16 protein-coding genes and 1 pseudogene are annotated in these 17,348 nt (G+C 73.3%); 5 read left to right on the top strand and 12 right to left on the bottom strand.

Going from position 1 to position 17,348, the window contains the following annotated elements; translation table 11 throughout:
- Positions 1-29 precede the first annotated feature (29 nt).
- The 3 genes from rplT to infC form a co-directional block, all read right to left on the bottom strand.
- Positions 30-413 carry a 50S ribosomal protein L20 gene (gene rplT / locus DJ476_RS29120; RefSeq protein WP_018103794.1) on the bottom strand — a complete coding sequence of 128 codons (384 nt, stop codon included), beginning with the start codon at positions 411-413 and terminating at the stop codon, positions 30-32.
- Between the two features lie 107 nt (positions 414-520).
- Entirely contained in the window at positions 521-715 is a 195-nt protein-coding gene (gene rpmI, locus DJ476_RS29115) for a 50S ribosomal protein L35 (RefSeq protein ID WP_019762413.1), read from the bottom strand.
- Positions 716-834: 119 nt separating this feature from the next.
- Positions 835-1,473, bottom strand: coding sequence for a translation initiation factor IF-3 (gene infC, locus DJ476_RS29110; protein ID WP_079167683.1), 639 nt, complete (start codon positions 1,471-1,473; stop codon positions 835-837).
- A 388-nt stretch (positions 1,474-1,861) separates the two neighbouring features.
- Here infC and DJ476_RS29100 point away from each other — a divergent pair, with 388 nt between their 5' ends.
- Entirely contained in the window at positions 1,862-2,227 is a 366-nt protein-coding gene (locus DJ476_RS29100; protein WP_070204774.1) for a DUF1844 domain-containing protein, read from the top strand.
- A gap of 102 nt (positions 2,228-2,329) precedes the next feature.
- On the opposite strand, the gene DJ476_RS29095 is transcribed toward DJ476_RS29100, so the two are convergent.
- The 3 genes from DJ476_RS29095 to DJ476_RS29085 are packed head-to-tail and all read right to left on the bottom strand — an operon-like array spanning position 2,330 to position 5,174.
- Positions 2,330-3,058 (bottom strand): SseB family protein, encoded by a 729-nt coding sequence (locus DJ476_RS29095; protein ID WP_112491897.1) that lies wholly within the window; start codon positions 3,056-3,058, stop codon positions 2,330-2,332.
- Positions 3,059-3,108: 50 nt separating this feature from the next.
- A complete protein-coding gene (gene mycP, locus DJ476_RS29090; RefSeq protein ID WP_112491896.1) occupies positions 3,109-4,293 on the bottom strand; it encodes a type VII secretion-associated serine protease mycosin in 1,185 nt (394 codons plus the stop codon).
- Complete coding sequence (locus DJ476_RS29085; RefSeq protein ID WP_112492654.1) at positions 4,290-5,174, bottom strand: hypothetical protein; 885 nt, start codon at positions 5,172-5,174, stop codon at positions 4,290-4,292. The genes mycP and DJ476_RS29085 overlap by 4 nt, the downstream gene beginning before the upstream one ends.
- Positions 5,175-5,810: 636 nt before the next feature.
- On the opposite strand from DJ476_RS29085, the gene DJ476_RS29080 reads away from it, so the two are divergent.
- On the top strand, positions 5,811-7,013 hold the full coding sequence (locus DJ476_RS29080) for an amino acid deaminase/aldolase (protein ID WP_103418363.1): 1,203 nt from the start codon (positions 5,811-5,813) through the stop codon (positions 7,011-7,013).
- A gap of 44 nt (positions 7,014-7,057) precedes the next feature.
- Here the strand turns inward: DJ476_RS29080 and DJ476_RS29075 are convergent, their stop codons facing one another.
- Both DJ476_RS29075 and DJ476_RS29070 read right to left on the bottom strand, forming a co-directional pair.
- On the bottom strand, positions 7,058-8,029 hold the full coding sequence (locus tag DJ476_RS29075; RefSeq protein ID WP_112491895.1) for a DUF2510 domain-containing protein: 972 nt from the start codon (positions 8,027-8,029) through the stop codon (positions 7,058-7,060).
- 40 nt (positions 8,030-8,069) lie between these two features.
- Positions 8,070-9,017, bottom strand: coding sequence for a LysR family transcriptional regulator (locus tag DJ476_RS29070; protein WP_070204768.1), 948 nt, complete (start codon positions 9,015-9,017; stop codon positions 8,070-8,072).
- A gap of 70 nt (positions 9,018-9,087) precedes the next feature.
- Here DJ476_RS29070 and DJ476_RS29065 point away from each other — a divergent pair, with 70 nt between their 5' ends.
- Positions 9,088-10,314, top strand: a complete 1,227-nt coding sequence (locus DJ476_RS29065; RefSeq protein ID WP_241565572.1) for a TDT family transporter — start codon at positions 9,088-9,090, stop codon at positions 10,312-10,314.
- Here DJ476_RS29065 and DJ476_RS29060 read toward each other — a convergent pair.
- From DJ476_RS29060 to DJ476_RS29040, 4 genes and pseudogenes are all read right to left on the bottom strand, one after another.
- Positions 10,253-10,969 carry a helical backbone metal receptor gene (locus DJ476_RS29060; RefSeq protein ID WP_112491894.1) on the bottom strand — a complete coding sequence of 239 codons (717 nt, stop codon included), beginning with the start codon at positions 10,967-10,969 and terminating at the stop codon, positions 10,253-10,255. The two genes, DJ476_RS29065 and DJ476_RS29060, sit on opposite strands and share 62 nt — an antisense overlap.
- 166 nt (positions 10,970-11,135) lie before the next feature.
- Positions 11,136-11,681, bottom strand: a complete 546-nt coding sequence (locus tag DJ476_RS29055) for a helix-turn-helix domain-containing protein (RefSeq protein WP_018487858.1) — start codon at positions 11,679-11,681, stop codon at positions 11,136-11,138.
- 286 nt (positions 11,682-11,967) lie between these two features.
- Positions 11,968-13,829, bottom strand: a pseudogene (locus DJ476_RS29045) (ABC transporter permease/substrate binding protein).
- On the bottom strand, positions 13,822-14,985 hold the full coding sequence (locus DJ476_RS29040; RefSeq protein WP_112491893.1) for a quaternary amine ABC transporter ATP-binding protein: 1,164 nt from the start codon (positions 14,983-14,985) through the stop codon (positions 13,822-13,824). Before DJ476_RS29040 ends, DJ476_RS29045 begins: the two are co-directional and overlap by 8 nt.
- A 259-nt stretch (positions 14,986-15,244) precedes the next feature.
- Here DJ476_RS29040 and DJ476_RS29035 point away from each other — a divergent pair, with 259 nt between their 5' ends.
- Together DJ476_RS29035 and DJ476_RS29030 are read left to right on the top strand one after the other, a co-directional pair.
- Positions 15,245-16,153, top strand: coding sequence for a 5'-3' exonuclease (locus DJ476_RS29035; RefSeq protein ID WP_181006528.1), 909 nt, complete (start codon positions 15,245-15,247; stop codon positions 16,151-16,153).
- 126 nt (positions 16,154-16,279) lie between these two features.
- On the top strand, positions 16,280-17,131 hold the full coding sequence (locus DJ476_RS29030; protein WP_103418369.1) for a siderophore-interacting protein: 852 nt from the start codon (positions 16,280-16,282) through the stop codon (positions 17,129-17,131).
- Positions 17,132-17,348 lie beyond the last annotated feature (217 nt).

Here is a 17,348-nt window from a genome sequence, read left to right as displayed (position 1 = left end):
CACGTACTACCTGGAAAGCGGTGCCTGGATCAGGCGGCCTTCGGGGCGTTGACGTCGCTCGGGAGGGCCTTCTGGGCGACCTCGACGAGGGCGGCGAACGCGTTGGCGTCGTTGACCGCGAGCTCGGCCAGGATCTTGCGGTCCACCTCGATGTTGGCGGCCTTCAGACCCTGGATGAGGCGGTTGTACGTCATGCCGTTCTGGCGGGCAGCGGCGTTGATGCGCTGGATCCACAGCTGACGGAAGTCGCCCTTGCGCTTCTTGCGGTCGTTGTAGTTGTAGACCAGGGAGTGGGTGACCTGCTCCTTGGCCTTGCGGTACAGGCGCGAACGCTGACCGCGGTAGCCGCTGGCCTGCTCGAGGATCGCCCGGCGCTTCTTGTGGGCGTTGACTGCCCGCTTGACGCGTGCCACTTGTTAACTCCTTGTAGCGGGGCCGTGGGTGTCTTCACACGGCCCGGAAACGAATTGGTCCCGGTGTGATCGAGGTCGTGCCCCCGGGACGGGCCGGGGGCCGGACCTCACTTGCCGAGAAGCTTCTTGATCTTCTTGGCGTCGGCCGGAGCCACGACGACCGTGCCGGTCAGCGAGCGGGTCTTCTTGGACGACTTGTGCTCGAGCAGGTGGCGCTTGCCGGCCCTCTCGCGGAGCACCTTGCCGGAGCCGGTGACCTTGAAGCGCTTGCTGGCACCGCTGTGCGTCTTGTTCTTCGGCATCGCGCCGTTCTCTCCTCGTCAGTGGCGCCCCTCACGGTGCGGGGCACCGGACTGCAGGGGCGTCAGTCTCTATGGGGTTCCGGGGGGACCCGGGGCCGCCTGGGTGGCGACCCCTGAGGTCACGCCTCGGAAGGTGTCTCGCCCGAAGCCTCGGCGGCGCCGTCCTCGGACGCGGCGTCGGTCGAACCCTGACGCCCCGCCTTGCGGGCGGCCTGGGCCTCGCGGGCCTCGGCCATGGCTTCGGTCTTCTTCTTGTGCGGGCCCAGAACCATGATCATGTTCCGGCCGTCCTGCTTCGGGTTGGACTCGATGAAGCCCAGGTCCTCCACGTCCGAAGCGAGACGCTGGAGCAGTCGGAAGCCCAGCTCGGGACGGGACTGCTCACGACCACGGAACATGATCGTGATCTTGACCTTGTCGCCCTGCTTGAGGAACCGGACGACGTGACCCTTCTTGGTGTCATAGTCGTGCGGGTCGATCTTCGGCCGGAGCTTCATCTCCTTGATGACCGTGTGCGCCTGGTTCTTGCGCGCCTCACGGGCCTTCATGGCCGACTCGTACTTGAACTTCCCGTAGTCCATGAGCTTGCACACGGGCGGACGGGCTGTCGCCGCCACCTCGACCAGGTCGAGGTCGTACTCCTGTGCGAGTTCCAGGGCCTTGGCAAGCGGAACAATCCCGACCTGCTCGCCACTGGGACCGACAAGTCGGACCTCGGGAACGCGAATCCGGTCGTTGATGCGGGGCTCGGCGCTGATGGATCCTCCTCGGTAGCACCACGCGACCGCCTGGCGGACAGCCGCGTAACGTCTGTAACGTCAAGACCAACCGAGCCGGAAGCGCAAAAATGCCCCGGACGGGACACAGGCGGGGCTCCTGGAACTACCGGAGCACCGCCACGGTGAACCGCGGGGCGCATCGGGCGGCTCCATCGTCCGTACGGAACGATGGGGACCGCCTGACCGGTGACCCGCCGTCCGGTGCGGACGGCCAGGTGGGAGATCGGAGCCTCCACTTGTGGGCCGGGCACTCAGGTGTCCGGCCGGTCGTTGTTACAGGTTAACAGCCGACCTGCGGAGGCGCTAATCCCCGGGTGCCGGGCCTCCCGGGGACGGGGACCCGGCACCCGGGCCTTATCGTGTGGGCATGAGCGACGCGACCCCCACCAGCAGTGAGAACCCCGGCTTCGACGCCATGGCCCGCGACATCGCGGAGGTCCCCGCCGTCGAGGTCATCGTGACGGTCGCCGTCAACCTGATGAGCGCGGCGGCGGTGAAGCTCGGCCTCACGGAGGAGGGCGAGGAGCACAAGGACCTGGACGAGGCCCGCAAGCTGGTCCACGCCCTGGCCGGGCTGCTGGACGCCTCCACCACGGAGATCAGCACCTTCCACGCCTCGCCGCTGCGCGACGGCCTGAAGTCCCTCCAGCTCGCCTTCCGCGAGGCCTCGCTGGTGCCGGACGAGCCGGGCCAGGGTCCGGGCGAGAAGTACACGGGCCCGGTCTACGGCTAGTTTCTCGGACTGTACGTATGTGAGCCCGCCGCCCCTTTCGCAGGGGTGGCGGGCTCGGTCGTGTACGGGCTCAGCGGCTTGCCTGTAAGAGCGTGCGCGGGCTCAGCGGCTGAAGAGGGGCTCCCCCGGTGCGGCGGCTCCGGCCGGGAGCAGGGCCAGGTCCAGGCCGCCGACCAGCCGGGCCCTCAGCGCCTCGCTGGCGGAGAGCGCCTCGGCCACCCGGCGGGCCGCCTCGGCGGGGACCGCGTCCGGGGCGAGGACCAGGGCGAGGGTGCCGTCCGCCCGGCCCGGGCCCAGGTGGGCGCGGAGCACGGCGGGCTCGGCGGCGACCACGTCCCGTACGGCGTCGAGCACCGCCGGGTCCTGGAGCGGGTCGGTGGTGGTCCGGTTCTCCGCCAGGGCCAGGAGCGCCTGGCCGCTCAGCTCGAAGGCGACGGGTCCGGCGAGGTCCAGCACCAGGGTGTCGGCCTTCTCGTGCGCGGCGGCCTGCAGCGCCTGGTGCAGCGGTACGGCGACGGGGCGCGCCTCGGGGTCCCAGCGGGCCAGCGAGTCGGTCGAGGTGAAGGCGGGCAGCGCACGCCGGTCACCGGCCTTGAGGGTGGGGACGGCCATGTCGCTGGTCTTCTCGCGCCGCAGCCCGTTCTCGTCCTCCTCGACCTCACCGAGGACGGCGACGACGGGAACGAGGAGCCGGGCCTCCCGGAGGGCGGTGAGGACCGGGCCGACGGCGGTGCGGTCCTTCGACCAGGCGTCGAGTGCGCCGGTCAGGGCGGGAGAGGCCGAGCCGTCGTCGTCGGAGAAACCGGGGTCCGGAATGTTCTTGAGCGCCACGGGACGAGCGTAGTGCCTGGGGTCGGGGCCAGGCCGCCAGGGGTGGCGGCTCAGTAGCGGCCGGGGGCGTTCCGGCCGCGCCAGAGGACGACCGCCGCTGCCAGCAGGGCCGCGCCGAGGCCGCCGGCTAGCGGGGCGGCCCAGTTGACCGGGTCGTCGTCGGCGGGCGGCGGGGTGGGGCCGGGGCCGAAGTACTTCTCGCGGTGGCCCGCCGGGGCGGCCTGGGCGCCGAGGTCGCCGGGGCGCAGCCGGGAGCCCGCCTCGATGGCCTCCGCCGGGTCGACCATCCCGTACCCCCGGGCGTCGTCGCGGCCTCCGTCGGGGGCGTCGCGGGCGGTGTCCGCGAGAAGCTTCTTGATCTGGGCGGGGTCGAGGCCGGGGTGGGCCGCGCGGACCAGGGCGACGGCTCCGGAGACGAACGCGGCGGCCGCCGACGTGCCCCACTCGATGTAGTAGTGGCCGTCCGGGTTGGCGACGACGATGTCGACGCCGGGCGCGCTGACGGTGGCGTACCAGCGGCGGGTGGAGAAGGAGGCGTGGGTTCCGTACTCGTCGACGGCGGCGACCGCGATCACGCCGGGGTAGGCGGCCGGGTAGGAGATCCGGTCCCCCTTCTCGCCGCCGTTGCCCGCCGAGGCGACCACGGAGATGCCCTTGGAGAGGGCGTACTGGATGGCGGAGTCCTCGCCCGGGTCGGGGTGGGCGGACTCGCTGTCGTCGCCCAGGGAGAGGTTGATGACGTCGGCGCCGTTGTCGGCGGCCCAGCGGATGCCGTCGGCGAGGGCGGTGCCGCGGGTCTTGCGGGCCTTGGCGCGGGCGGGGTCCTTGGACTCCAGGATGACCCGGACGGGCAGGATCTTGACCTCGGGGGCGATGCCGAGGACGCCGTCGGCGCGGCCGGGGCCGTTGCCGCGTCCGGCGATGATCCCGGCCATCGCGGTGCCGTGCAGGGCCCAGGAGGAGTCGCCGCGGGTGGCGCCGAAGCCGACGAGGTCCTTGCCGGGGAGCACCTGGCCGACCAGGTCGGGGTGGGAGCCGTCGACGCCGGTGTCCAGGACGGCGACGGTGATGCCCGCGCCCTTCGTGGTCTGCCAGGCGCGGTCGGTGTGCAGGGCCGCCAGGGCCCACTGCTGGTCGCGGATGGCGTCCGCGTGGGCGGGGGCGGCGGGGGTGAGCGCGAGGACGGCGGCGGCGCAGACCGCGGCGAGGACGCGGTGGGGTCGTCGTCGGGTCATGCGGGGGGCTCCACGAGGTCGGTGACGGTCTTGCGGAGCCCTCGCTCCACCCGGTCCGCGATGCCCTTGGCCTCGTGGCCGAGCCCGGCCTGGGCGATGTCCGTGTCGGCGCCCGTCTCGGTGGCCGCGTCGGCGGGCTGCGGTTCGGGGACGGTACGGGCGTCGGCGAAGCCGGAGACGGCGAAGACGACGACGGGGATCTCGGTGAGCGGCCGGACGGTCCAGCTGGCCCGCTGCCGGTCGCCGAACCCGGCGGCGAGGGTGCCCTCGGGGGCGTACGTACGGGGCATCAGGTCCTTGCGCCCGGCGAGCCTCTGCTCGGTGAACCGGGTGCTCAGGGCCTGCATCCCGGCCTCGTCGGCCTCGGTGACGACCACGCCGACGGTGGTGACGGAGGAGCGGGTGACGTCGGTGTAGGTGGCCCGCACCATCCGCTCGCAGCCGACGGAGCGCAGGGTGGTGCGCAGCAGCGGGTCGAGCCCCTGGGAGCAGTCGCTGTCCGGGGCGACGGAGAGCCGGATCCAGGTGCGGTTGGTCCCGCCGGGCCCGGCGCCGGTGCCCTTGAGGGTGGGCGGGAAGAGCGTGTCGACGGGGACGCTGTGCCAGACGGTACGGCCGGTGGCGTACGGGGTCCGGGTCGGCTCGGCCGAGGAGTCCCCGGTCAGCCAGGCCCCGGTGGCCGCCCCGCCGATCAGCCCGAGCCCGAGCACGACACAGGCCGCCGCCGAGGCAGCCCGCCACCGCTGCCGCCCCGACGGGACGGGCCGCAGCCGGGTGGTGGTCTCGACGGGCGTCTCGGGGTAGCCGTAGCGCGCCGGTACGCGGTACGCGCCCGGAGGCGGCGGCTGCGGGGCGGCCCCCTGCGCGGGAGTGAGGTCCACGGCCCCGACGGGCCTGCGCCGGGTGGTGAAGGCGGGGGGCGGGCCGGGGTGGGTGGGGTAGGGGCTGAGGACAGGGGGCTCGGACGGCCCCGGGCGGGTGGGGGCGTCGGCTCCGGCGGGCGGGGGCGCCTGCGGGGGCACGGGGGCGTCTGCCGGGTTCGGTGGTGTGGGCGGGGCGGCGGGCACGGGCGTGGTCGCCGCAGAGTCCGTCCGCGCCGTCGGCGGAGCGGCGGGCGCCGGTGGGGTAAAGGACCGCGGGGCGGAAGCGGAAGGTACCGACTCCGTCGGCTGCGCGGGCGCCTGCGGGGCCGTCGGCCGGGCAGCGGCCTGCGGGGTTGTCGCCGGGGCCGAGGGGGCCGGAGCCGTGGGCGGAGGGGGAACCGCCAGGGAAGCGGAAGGCGGTGGGGACGTCGGGCGCGGGGGTACGGGAGCGCGTTGCGCTTCGGTACTCATCCGGCCCCCTGGTTCACTTCCCGTACCGACCACGGATCACCGCCACCGTCAGGTGCGTTGGTGCTCGCGTGCCCGTCACTCTACGGGCTGCGGGCGTACGGCGGGGAACGGGACGTCCGGCCTCGGCCGATCTGCCCCGAACGTCCCCTACCCAGGGGTAGCGCTCTCTGGCAAGCTGCGGCCATGACTGCCCGCGCCGCCGACCGGGCCCGGTACGACCGGGCCACCGCCCATCTCGACGCCCCGCTGGCGATCGTCGATCTGGAGGCGTTCGACGACAACGCCGACGATCTGGCGGCCCGGGCGGGCGGGAAGCCGATCCGGGTGGCGAGCAAGTCCGTGCGGTGCCGGGCCCTGTTGGAGCGGGTGCTCGCGCGGCCCGGGTTCGCCGGGATCATGTCGTTCACGCTGGCGGAGTCGCTCTGGCTGGCGCGGGCCGGGTTCGACGACGTCCTGCTGGCGTATCCGTCGGCGGACCGGGCCGCCTTCGCGGAACTGGCCGCCGACCCGAAGCTGGCCGCGGCCGTGACGGTGATGGTGGACGACCACTCCCAGCTGGAGCTGATCGACGCCTCCCGGGCCGGTGGGCGGGAGGAGATCCGGGTCTGCCTGGAGCTGGACACCTCGCTGCGGCTGCTGGGCGGCCGGATCAGGATCGGCGCGCTGCGCTCTCCCCTGCGCTCTCCCGCCCAACTCGCCGAGCTGGCCCGCTCGGTGGCGCGCCGGCCGGGGTTCCGGCTGGTGGGGCTGATGGCGTACGAGGGGCATGTCGCCGGGGTCGGGGACGCGGTGGCCGGGCGGCCGCTGCGGTCCCGGGCGATCCGGCTGATGCAGGCCGCCGCCCGCAAGGAGCTGGCGGTCCGGCGGGCCGAGGTGGTGCGGGCCGTGCGGGCGGTCGCGCCGGAGCTGGAGTTCGTCAACGGCGGCGGCACCGGCAGTGTGCAGCACACGGCGGCCGAGGCCGCGGTCACGGAGATCGCGGCCGGGTCGGGGCTCTACGTGCCCCGCCTCTTCGACAACTACACCTCGTTCACCGCCCGCCCGGCCGCCCTCTTCGCCCAGCCCGTGGTGCGGCGGCCCGGCGTGGGCGTGGTGACGGTGCTCGGCGGCGGCTACCCGGCGTCGGGGGCGGCGGGCGCGGACCGCTCCCCCGTCCCGTACCTCCCCGAAGGGCTGCGCTACGACGCGCAGGAGGGCGCGGGCGAGGTCCAGACGCCGCTGCTCGGCTCCCCCGCCGACGATCTGCTGATCGGGGACAAGGTCTGGTTCCGGCATGCCAAGGCCGGTGAGCTGTGCGAGCGCTTCGACGCGCTCCAGCTGATCGAGGGCGACCGGATCACGGCGACCGTTCCGACGTATCGAGGGGAAGGGAAGACCTTCCTCTGAGCTCGGCGGGAGGGCTCAGGGGGCCCTGAGGTCGACGGGAAGGCTCAGGGGCCGATCGTCGAGCCCACGCCGCCGTTCGTCGTGCTGTCCCCGATCGGGCGGATGGACCGGGTGATCGTGTCCATCAGGGGGAGCGGCAGCTCCGGCCGGTCCGCGTCGAAGGCGAACCGGACGATCACCGGGGTCCCGGCGCCCGCCGTCGAGGGGAACGCCACGGACTGCACCACCCCGCCGGGGCCCTTCCCGGTGACGACCCGCCAGCGCACCAGGTAGCCGGTGCGCCCGGCGACCGCCACCGGCCCCTCCTTGAGCACCTGGTGGGAGGTGATCCCGCCGTGGGTGCGCCGGCCGAGGGTGTCCTCCTCGTAGGCCTTGTCGGCGGCCGTGGTGATGTCGGCCTCCGCGATGGCCTTGGGGTCGGTCTGGTCGGCGCGGGCGGTCCGGGTGGAGACCGTGCCCCGGTAGCAGAAGCCGGAGGTGCCGGGGCAGTCGTAGGAGACGGCGGTCCGCATGGTGGGGACGCCGCCGGTGGAGGTCTTCGCCTTCTCCCAGCCCTCGGGCACCGCCAGCGTGATCCCGTTGAGCTGGTCGACGAGGACGGCGGGGTCGTCTCCCGGGGCGCCGTCCTCCGAGGAGGGCGTGGCGGAGGGGGCGGGTGTGGTGGCGGCCGGGGCGGGCGGGCTGGGGGCCGGGGCCGCTCGCGTACCGCTGTCGTCGCGGCCCAGCAGGACGACGGCGGTGACGGCCGAGCCCAGGACGATGAGGCCCGCCAGGGCGATCGCCAGGACCTTCGTCCGGCCGCCGCCCCGGGGAGCGGGCTGCGGGGGCCCGAACGTCTGCGGTGCGTACGGTTGTCGGGCCGACTCGGACGCATACGGCTGTGGGGCCGGTTCGTACGGGGCGGTGGCGGCGCCGAGCGGGCGGGTGTGCGCGGTCCAGGCCGTGCCGTCCCACCAGCGCTCGGTGCCGGGTGTGCCCGCGTCCGGGTACCAGCCGGGCGGCGGCGCGAAGGTCATGGGGCCACTCTAGGCGGCGGCCGCCGGGGGTTCGAAGCCGCTACGGGGCACCCGGCACCCCGCTCCGGCCGGTGCGGGAGAGCAGGTCGCGGGCCGGGCCCGTGGGGCGGTGGCCCGCCGGCCAGACGGCCCGCAGCTGGCGGCGCAGCCGTACGCCCGCGACCGGGATCTTGACCAGGCGGCGGGCGGACAGTTCCTCGCCCAGGGCCAGTTCGCTCAGGACGCACGGTCCGGCGCCGCTCTCCGCCGCGCCCTTCACGGCGGTCGTGGAGGAGAGTTCCAGCAGGGGCTGGGCGAGCCCGCCGTGGACGGCGAGGGCCGCGTCCAGGACCTGCCGGGTGCCGGAGCCGTGCTCGCGCAGGATCAGCGGGGTGGCGGCCAGTTCGTCGGGGAGCAGCGGGGTACGGCGGCGGGCCCAGGGGTGGGCGGGGGCGACCACGACGACCAGGCGGTCGTGGGCGATGACCGTGCCGTCCAGGCCCTCCGGTATCGACAGGCCCTCGACGAAGCCCAGGTCGGCCTCGCCGGTCACCAGGCGGCGGGCGACGTCCGCCGAGTTGCCGACGTGGAGCGAGACGGCGGTGTCCGGGCGGTCGGTGCGCAGGGCGATCAGCCAGCCGGGCAGCAGGTATTCGGCGATCGTCATGCTGGCCGCGACCCGCAGCCGGGAGTCCCGCCGGTCGCGCAGCGCCTGCGCCCCCGCGTCGAACGCCTCGGCGGCCTCCACCACGCGGCGCGCCCAGTCGGTGACGAGGGCGCCCGCGCCGGTCAGCCGGGAGCCGCGCGGGGAGCGGTCGAGCAGGGCCACGCCGAGCTGGCGCTCCATGGAGCGGATGCGGCTGGAGGCGGCGGGCTGGGTGATGCCGAGGTCCTTGGCGGCCCGGCCGAGGCTGCCGTGGCGGGCGACGGCGAGCAGCAGCTCCAGCGCCCCGAGGTCGGGGACCCGGTGGGAGAGGGGGGTGGGGGGCACGGGCGGTTCACTGCTCATAAAGTCACCTTATGACCTCATAGGGGTGGAGTCCCTGGTGGGCCCGGGAGGGCGGGCGAAGAATCGTGGCATGGCCATCTTTCCGCAGACCAGCGCCCCCCTGTCGGCCCCCGGCACCGCTCCTCTCCCCTCTCCGGACGGTCGGCGTCCGGACGCCGGTACGCGCCCGGAAAGCCCGCGCCCGGCCGGTGCGCAGCCACGGCTGCCCGCCCTGCGGCACATCGGCCCCAACTGGTACGCGAGCGTCATGGGCACCGCGATCGTGGCCGCCGCCGGGGCGGCGCTCCCGGTCGGCGTGCCCGGTCTCCGCACCGCGTGCACCGTCGTCTGGGGGCTCTCCGCCCTCCTGCTGGCCGCCGTCCTCGCCGCCCGGGCCGGGCACTGGCTCCACCACCGCGACCAGGCCCGCACCCACCTCCTGGACCCGGCCGTCGCCCCCTTCTACGGGTGCCTCTCCATGGCGCTGCTGGCGGTCGGCGGGGCGACGCTGACGGTGGGGGCGGACGTCATCGGCGCACGGGCCGCGCTCGCCGTCGACGTGGTGCTCTTCGTCGCGGGGACGGCGATCGGGCTGGGGGCCGCCGTGGTGGTCCCGTATCTGATGGTCGTACGGCACCGTCCGGCGCCGGGGACCGCGTCGCCGGTCTGGCTGCTGCCGCTGGTCGCCCCGATGGTCTCGGCCACGCAGGGTGCGCTGTTGGTGGCCCATGTGCCCGAGGGGCAGGGGCGGGAGGCGCTGCTGCTGGCCTGTTACGCCATGTTCGGGCTCTCCCTGCTGGCCACGCTGGTGGTGCTGCCGCTGGTCTTCGCCCGGCTCGTCCACCACGGTCCCCTGCCGCTCGCGCTGACCCCCACGCTCTTCCTGGTGCTGGGGCCGCTGGGCCAGTCGACGACCGCCGTCAACCAGCTGGCCGACGCGGCTCCGGGGGCGGTGACGAGCCCCTACGCCTCGGCGTTCGGCGCGTTCGCCGTGCTCTACGGGGTGCCGGTGATGGGGTTCGCGGTGCTGTGGCTGGCGCTGGCGGGCGCGATGGTGATCAGGGCGGCGCGGGACGGCATGGGGTTCGCGATGACCTGGTGGGCGTTCACCTTCCCCGTCGGTACGTGTGTGACGGGGGCGGCCGGACTGGCCCGGCACACCGGGCTGGAGGCCCTGACCTGGCTGGCCGTGGCGCTGTACGTGTTCCTGGTGGTGGCGTGGGCGGTGGCCGGGGTGCGGACCGTACGCGGGGTGGTCAGCGGAGCGCTGACGGCAGCTCCCGCGCGGCCCGCGCCAGCGACGGCCCGTACCAGGTGAGCAGGCGGCCGTCGACGAGGGCGGCGGGCAGGCGGGGGAAGGCCTCGGGCCCGTCGTCGGCGGTGAAGCGGTAGGGCTCGTCCGGCAGGACGACCAGCTCGGCACCGGACGCGTTCAGCTCGTCGAGCGGGATGCGCGGGTAGCGCTCGGCATGGTCCGCGTAGACGTTGCGCACCCCGAGCCGGGCCAGCAGGTCCCCGGCGAAGGTGTCGGAGCCGAGCACCATCCAGGGGCGGCGCCAGATCGGTACGACGGCGGGCCGGGGGTCGCCCGAGGGCGCGGGGAGCGCGGCCCAGGCGGCCTCGGCCTCGTCCAGCCAGCGGGGGCGGGGCAGGCCGCAGCCGGCGGTGAGAACCCGGTCCAGCTCGGTGAAGGCCTGCTCCAGGGTGCGGATCCCGGTGACCAGGACGTCCAGCCCGGCCGCCCGCAGTGCGGCGAGGTCGGGGGCGCGGTTCTCCTCCTCGTTGGCGATCACCAGATCCGGGGCGAGGGCGGTGATCGCGGCCACGTCCGGGTTCTTGGTGCCGCCGATGCGGGCGGCGGCGAGATCCGCCGGGTGCGTGCACCAGTCGGTGACGCCGACGAGCAGCCCGGGGGCGGTGGCGGCGACGGCCTCGGTGAGGGAGGGGACCAGGGAGACGACACGCGGGGGCACGTTCGGCGCTCCGGGCCTGTTCGGCACGTCTGACGCGCCCCCGCGTGCCGTCTCGTCGGACGCTCCTCCGGGCCGGTTCGGCACGTCGGACGCTCCCGGTGCTCCTGATGCTTCCGGCGCTCCCGGCACTTCGGACACTTCCCGCTCCCCTGTCTCTCCCGGTCTCTCAGCGGCGCGAGTCGTACGTGGCGTCGATGTGCTCCGCGACGGCGACGAGCAGGAGCCGGGTGCCGGGGCGGGTGGCGCGCCAGCGGTGCCGTACACCGCCGGAGAGGAACAGGGTGTCGCCGCGCTCCAGCCGGTACGCCTGGCCCTCCGCCTCCACCTCGGCGGCGCCCTCCACGACGTACATCAGCTCGTCGTTGCGGTGCTGGAACTCGCGCCCGAGGTCGATCTCGCCGGTGAACTCCAGGGCGCTGAGCTGGTGGCGGCCGCGCACCACCCGGCGGATGCCGTCGCCCTCCTCGCCCCGTACGACGTCGACCGCGCGGGCCGAGTCGGCGGCGGCCCGCAGCCGGGAGGTGGTGGTCTCCAGGGCCTCGGCGACCCGGTCGAGGGAGCGGGCGCTGGGACGGGCTCGCTCGTTCTCGATCTGGCTGAGGAAGGGCACGGAGAGCCCGCTGCGCTCGGCGACCGCGGCCAGCGTGAGGCCCAGGGTGCGGCGTCTGCGGCGGACCGCGGCACCCACCCGCGGTGTGTCCTTGTCGTCCATGAACGGCTCCCTCCCGCCTCAGCCATCCTCCCGGCTGCCAGCACCTTACGCACATGGTTGCGCAAGACGTCCGGTAATCGGCCCTCGGACAGCCGGAAGGGGTGGGCCCCGCCCGTCGGCGGCACCCACCCCTCACCTGCGCTTTTACCGGACCGGAGCCTCTACAGGGGCGCCATGGTGTCCGCGATGCCCGGGTTGTCGGCCATCCAGGCCTTCACGGCCTCCTCCTCGTGGCCCGCGCCGCGCTTCTGGATCTCGTTCTCCAGACCGCCGAGCTGCTTCTCGTTCAGCTCCTCCCGCCCGCGGCGACCTGCTGCGCCCCGGCGGCCTGCGCCTTCTCGGTGCCCTCGGGGACCGGGGTCCACTTGTCCGCGACGCCCGGGTTGGCCTCCAGCCAGATGCGGACGGCCTCCTGCTCCTTGCCCGCGCCGGTCTTCTGGATCTCTGCCTCGAGGCTGGTGAGCTGCTTCTCGGTCATCTTGAAGCTCTTGAGCCACTGCGCGACCTCGGGCTGGTCCTTCGCGAAGCCCTTGCGGGAGAGGGTGTGCACACCGTCGCCCTCGCCCCAGAGCTTCTTGGGGTCGGCCAGCTTGGTGAGGTCGTACTCGTTGTAGGCCCAGTGCGGCGACCAGAGCGGGACGACGATCGGTTCCTTCTTGGCGTACGCGCGCTTCAGCTCGGCCAGCATGGACTGGGTGGAGCCGTCGATGAGCTTGTACTCCTTGTCCAGGCCGTAGCCCGGCAGGAGCTTCGACTTCAGCAGGCCCATCTCACCGGCGCTGGGCTCGATGCCGACGATCCGGCCCTTGAACTCGGAGGCCCGGCCCTTCAGGTCCTCCATGGACTTGATGTCCTTCATGTACGCCGGGACGGCCAGCTCCAGCGAGGTGGGGGCGTACCAGGCGCCCAGGTCGTCCAGGCGGTCCTGGTACTTCTCCCAGTAGCTGGCGTGGGTGACGGGGAGCCAGGAGTCGGTCTGGAAGTCGATCTGGCCGTTGGCCATACCGGTGTAGAGCGACCCGGCCTCGTACTGGGTGACGTCGACCTCGAAGCCGCGCCGCTCCAGCATCTCCTTCCAGAGGTACGTGGAGGCGATGCCCTCGTCCCAGGGGATGTAGCCGATGCTGACCTTCTTGCCCGCGCCGATCTGCGCGGTGCCGGAGGCGGTGGTGTCCTTGGCGGAGCCGCCGAAGACGCCCATGCCGCCCGCGACGAGCGCGAGGGCGACGATGCCGGCGACCGCGACGACGGGCTGCGGACGGTACGTCCAGATCTTCCAGCCCTCGGCGGCGGCCTGGGCCTTGGCGGCGGCGCGGCGGCCCAGCGGGGAGACCTCGCGGCCGAGCGCCCCGGTCATCCGGTCCAGGTACATGGCGAGGATGACGATGGAGATGCCCGCCTCGAAGCCGAGACCGACGTCGATGTTGCCGATCGCCCGGTAGACGGAGCCGCCGAGGCCGCCGCCGCCGACCATGCCCGCGATGACGACCATGGAAAGGCCCAGCATGATGACCTGGTTGATGCCCGCCATGATCGTGGGGAGCGCCAGCGGGAGCTGGATGCGCAGCAGGGTGTTGCGCGAGGTGGTGCCGAACGCCTCGGCCGCCTCGACGAGTTCGCCGTCGACCTGGCGGATGCCGAGTTCGGTCATCCGGACGCCCGGGGGCAGCGCGAAGATGATGGTGGCGATGATGCCGGGGACCACACCGACGCCGAAGAAGATGACGCCGGGGATCAGGTAGACCATGGCGGGCATGGTCTGCATGAAGTCCAGGACCGGCCGGATGATCGCGCTGACGGTCTTGGACCGGGAGGACCAGATGCCGAGCGGTACGGCGATGGCCAGCGTGACGAGGGTCGCGACGAGCACCAGGGTGAGGGTGTCCATCGCCTCGGCCCACAGCTCGACGGAGTCGATGAGGGTGAACCCGGCGAAGGCCAGCAGCCCGGCCGGCAGCCCGCGCAGCCACCAGGCGATGATCGCGACGATACCGGCGAAGAGGAGGGGGTGGGGGCGGAGAGGACGGCGGCTATGCCGTCGAACATGCCCCCGACGACCGTACTGATCGCGTCGAAGAGCCAGGCGAGATGGGTCTGCAGCCAGTCGACGGCGGAGTCGACCCAGTCACCGAGAGGGAGCCTAGACACGGGCCACCTTCTTCACTCCGTCGTTCTTGCCGTCGCCGTTCTTCACGGCATCGTTGTCGGAGGCCGTGGCCTGCGGTGATTCCGTGGGCGTCATCGGGTCGCCGAGGACGGCGAGCAGCCGGGAGCCGGGGACGACGCCGACGAGCCTGCCCTTGGCGTCGGTGACGGCCACCGGGTCCGCGCTCGTCGAGCAGGGCCCGAACAGCTCGATGACCGGCGTGGACTCCCCGACCGTGGCGGGGGCGGCGGCGAGGACGTCCTGCGGGGTGCGCAGTTCGGTGCCGGCCTCGGTGGTGGAGCCCATCACGGTGTGCGGTTCGGCCATGATGGCGCCCGCGGTGAGGACCCGGGAGCGGTCGACGTCCTGGGTGAAGGAGGCGACGTAGTCGTTGGCCGGAGTGACGAGGATGTCCTCGGCGGTGCCGAGCTGGACGATCCGCCCGTCGCGCATCACGGCGATCCGGTCGCCCAGGCGCATGGCCTCGTTGAGGTCGTGGGTGATGAAGACGATGGTCTTCTTCAGCCGCTTCTGGAGCTCCAGGAGCTGGTCCTGCATGTCACGGCGGATCAGCGGGTCGAGCGCGCTGAAGGACTCGTCCATGAGGAGCAGGTCGGCGTCGGTGGCGAGCGCGCGGGCGAGGCCGACGCGCTGCTGCATACCGCCGGACAGCTCGTCGGGCCAGGAGTTCTCCCAGCCGGCCAGGCCGGTGAGCTGGAGGGCCTCGGCGGCGCGTTCGATCCGCTCGGCCTTGGGTACGCCCTGGACCTCCAGGCCGTACGCGGCGTTGTCCAGGACGCTCCGGTGCGGGAAGAGCGCGAAGTGCTGGAAGACCATGCTGATCTTGGTGGAGCGCACCTGGCGCAGCTCGCGGGGGGCCAGGGCGGTCAGGTCCTGGCCGTCGAAGAGCACGCGTCCGGCGGTGGGTTCGAGGAGCCCGTTGAGCATCCGCAGCAGGGTGGACTTGCCCGAGCCGGAGAGCCCCATCACCACGAAGATCTGGCCCGGCTCCACCGTGAAGGAGGCGTCGATCACCGCTGCGGTCGTTCCGTCGGCGCGGAGTTCGTCGCGGTCCGCGCCGTCCTCCAGCTTCCGGACGGCTTGATCGGGTCGTCGGCCGAACACTTTGTACAAGTTTTCGGCTTGCAGCCTTGACACATGCACCTCACGGGTTGAACTGAAAAACGGTCTGCCACCCCCGCCGGCAGACCGTGGAGCGGTGCGGATTCGGCCCGCATGGCACGCACCCGGTGAAAAAAGGGACGTGGTTCGCTCCGGTGGCGCGCCTGCCCGTCCTTACACGGACCAAACGGAAGAGTGATCCAGCTCACTTCAGCGATGGTTTTCGGTCACCGGGAGCCAGCGGCGGCGACTGTCAGTGGCGTGGGGCATCATCGGTTCCGTGACGCGACGCCTGATGCTCCTCGACACCGCCTCCCTCTACTTCCGCGCCTATTTCGGCGTCCCCGACTCGGTGCGCGCACCGGACGGGACCCCGGTCAACGCCGCGCGCGGGCTGCTCGACTTCATCGCCCGCCTGGTGCAGGACCACCGGCCGGACGAGCTGGTGGCCTGCTGGGACAACGACTGGCGCCCGCAGTGGCGGGTGGACCTGATCCCGACGTACAAGGCGCACCGGGTGGCCGAGGAGACACCTGCCGGGCAGACGGACGAGGAGGAGATTCCGGACACGCTCTCCCCGCAGGTCCCGATCATCGAGGACGTGCTGGACGCGCTGGGGATCGCCCGGGTCGGCGTCACTCCGTACGAGGCGGACGACGTGATCGGCACGCTCACCGCCCGCGCGACCGGCCCGGTGGACATCGTGACCGGCGACCGCGATCTGTATCAGCTGGTCGACGACGCCCGGCAGGTACGGGTGCTCTATCCGCTCAAGGGGGTCGGCACGCTCCAGCTGACCGACGAGGCGTGGCTCCGCGAGAAGTACGGGGTGGACGGCGCGGGCTATGTCGACCTGGCCCTCCTCCGCGGCGACCCGAGCGACGGGCTTCCGGGCGTGCCCGGCATCGGCGAGAAGACGGCGGCCAAGCTGCTGGACGCGTACGGGGATCTGGCCGGGATCATGGCGGCGGTGGACGACCCGAAGGCGAAGCTCACGCCCTCGCAGCGCAAGCGGCTGGACGAGGCGCGGGACTATGTGGCGGTGGCGCCGAAGGTCGTGCGGGTGGCGGCGGACGTGCCGCTGCCCGACTTCGACCCGGCGCTCCCCCGCGAGCCGCGCGACCCGGCCGCCCTGGAAGCGCTTGCCGGGCAGTGGGGCCTGGGCGGGGCGCTTCAGCGGCTCCTCACCACACTCCGGGCCTGAAGTGTTAACTTAGGCATACCTAAGTCATGGGGGCCGGAGGTGTCCGGCCCCGTGCGCCGATACGTACGCGGCACGGACCCGTCCACCGGCGGGCGCGCCCGTACGTCACAACCCAGGGAGTACCTCGTGGCAGAGCGGCCGGCCCGGCAAGGACCCAAGGCCCAGGGGGCGCAGGTCGTGCGCACCGAGCAGATCACCCCGCACATGGTGCGGGTGGTCCTCGGCGGCGAGGGGCTCGCGGACTTCTCCCTGGACGGCTTCACCGACCACTACATCAAGCTGTGCTTCGCCCCCGAGGGCGCGGACTACCCGCACCCGTTCGACATCGCCGCCATCCGCGAGAGCCACCCGCGCGAGCTGTGGCCCACGACGCGGACGTACACGATCCGCTCCTGGGACCCGGTCGCCCGGGAGTTGGCCGTCGACTTCGTGGTCCACGGCGACGAGGGCCTCGCCGGGCCGTGGGCGCAGCGCGCCCAGGCGGGCGAGCAGGTGACCTTCCTCGGCCCCGGCGGCGCCTACGCCCCGCAGGCCTCGGCCGACTGGCACCTGCTGGTCGGCGACGAGAGCGCCCTCCCGGCGATCGCCGCGTCGCTGGAGCAGATGCCGGCGGGCGCCCTGGTGCACGCCTTCGTCGAGGTGCCGGACGCCTCCGAGGAGCAGAAGATCGTGTCGCCCGACGGGGTGGCCGTGACCTGGCTGCACCGCGGCGACCGGCCGGTCGGTGAGCTGCTGACCGCCGCCGTGAAGGGGCTGGACTTCCCCGAGGGCGAGGTCCAGGCGTTCGTGCACGGGGAGGCGGGCTTCGTGAAGGAGATCCGCCGCTATCTGCGCGTGGAGCGGCAGATCCCGCTCGCCCAGCTGTCGATCTCCGGCTACTGGCGCCTCGGCCAGAACGACGACGCCTGGCGCGCGGTGAAGCGCGAGTGGAACGAGCAGGTGGAACGCGAGCAGGAGGGACCGGCGGCGGCCGCGTAGCGCCTGGGCAGGGGGCTCGGCCGTCGAGCGCTCCGGCGGGGGCGGAGCCCGGGCTGCGTGCCCTCCGGCAGGACTCGGCAGGGGGCGAGTGCCCCTCCCGCCCAGGGCCGCCCAGCGGCGGTCGCGTCGCCGCTCCTCCCGCTCAGGACCCCGCCCACCGCACTCCCGGTGGGCGGGGTCTCTGCGTCTGCGGGGGTCTCGCCCCGATCGTCGGACC

Source organism: Streptomyces bacillaris, from assembly GCF_003268675.1.
GTDB classification, from domain to species: Bacteria; Actinomycetota; Actinomycetes; order Streptomycetales; family Streptomycetaceae; genus Streptomyces; species Streptomyces bacillaris.
The sequence above is the reverse complement of the archived record's forward strand: the minus strand, read 5'-3'. Positions and strand labels throughout refer to the sequence as shown.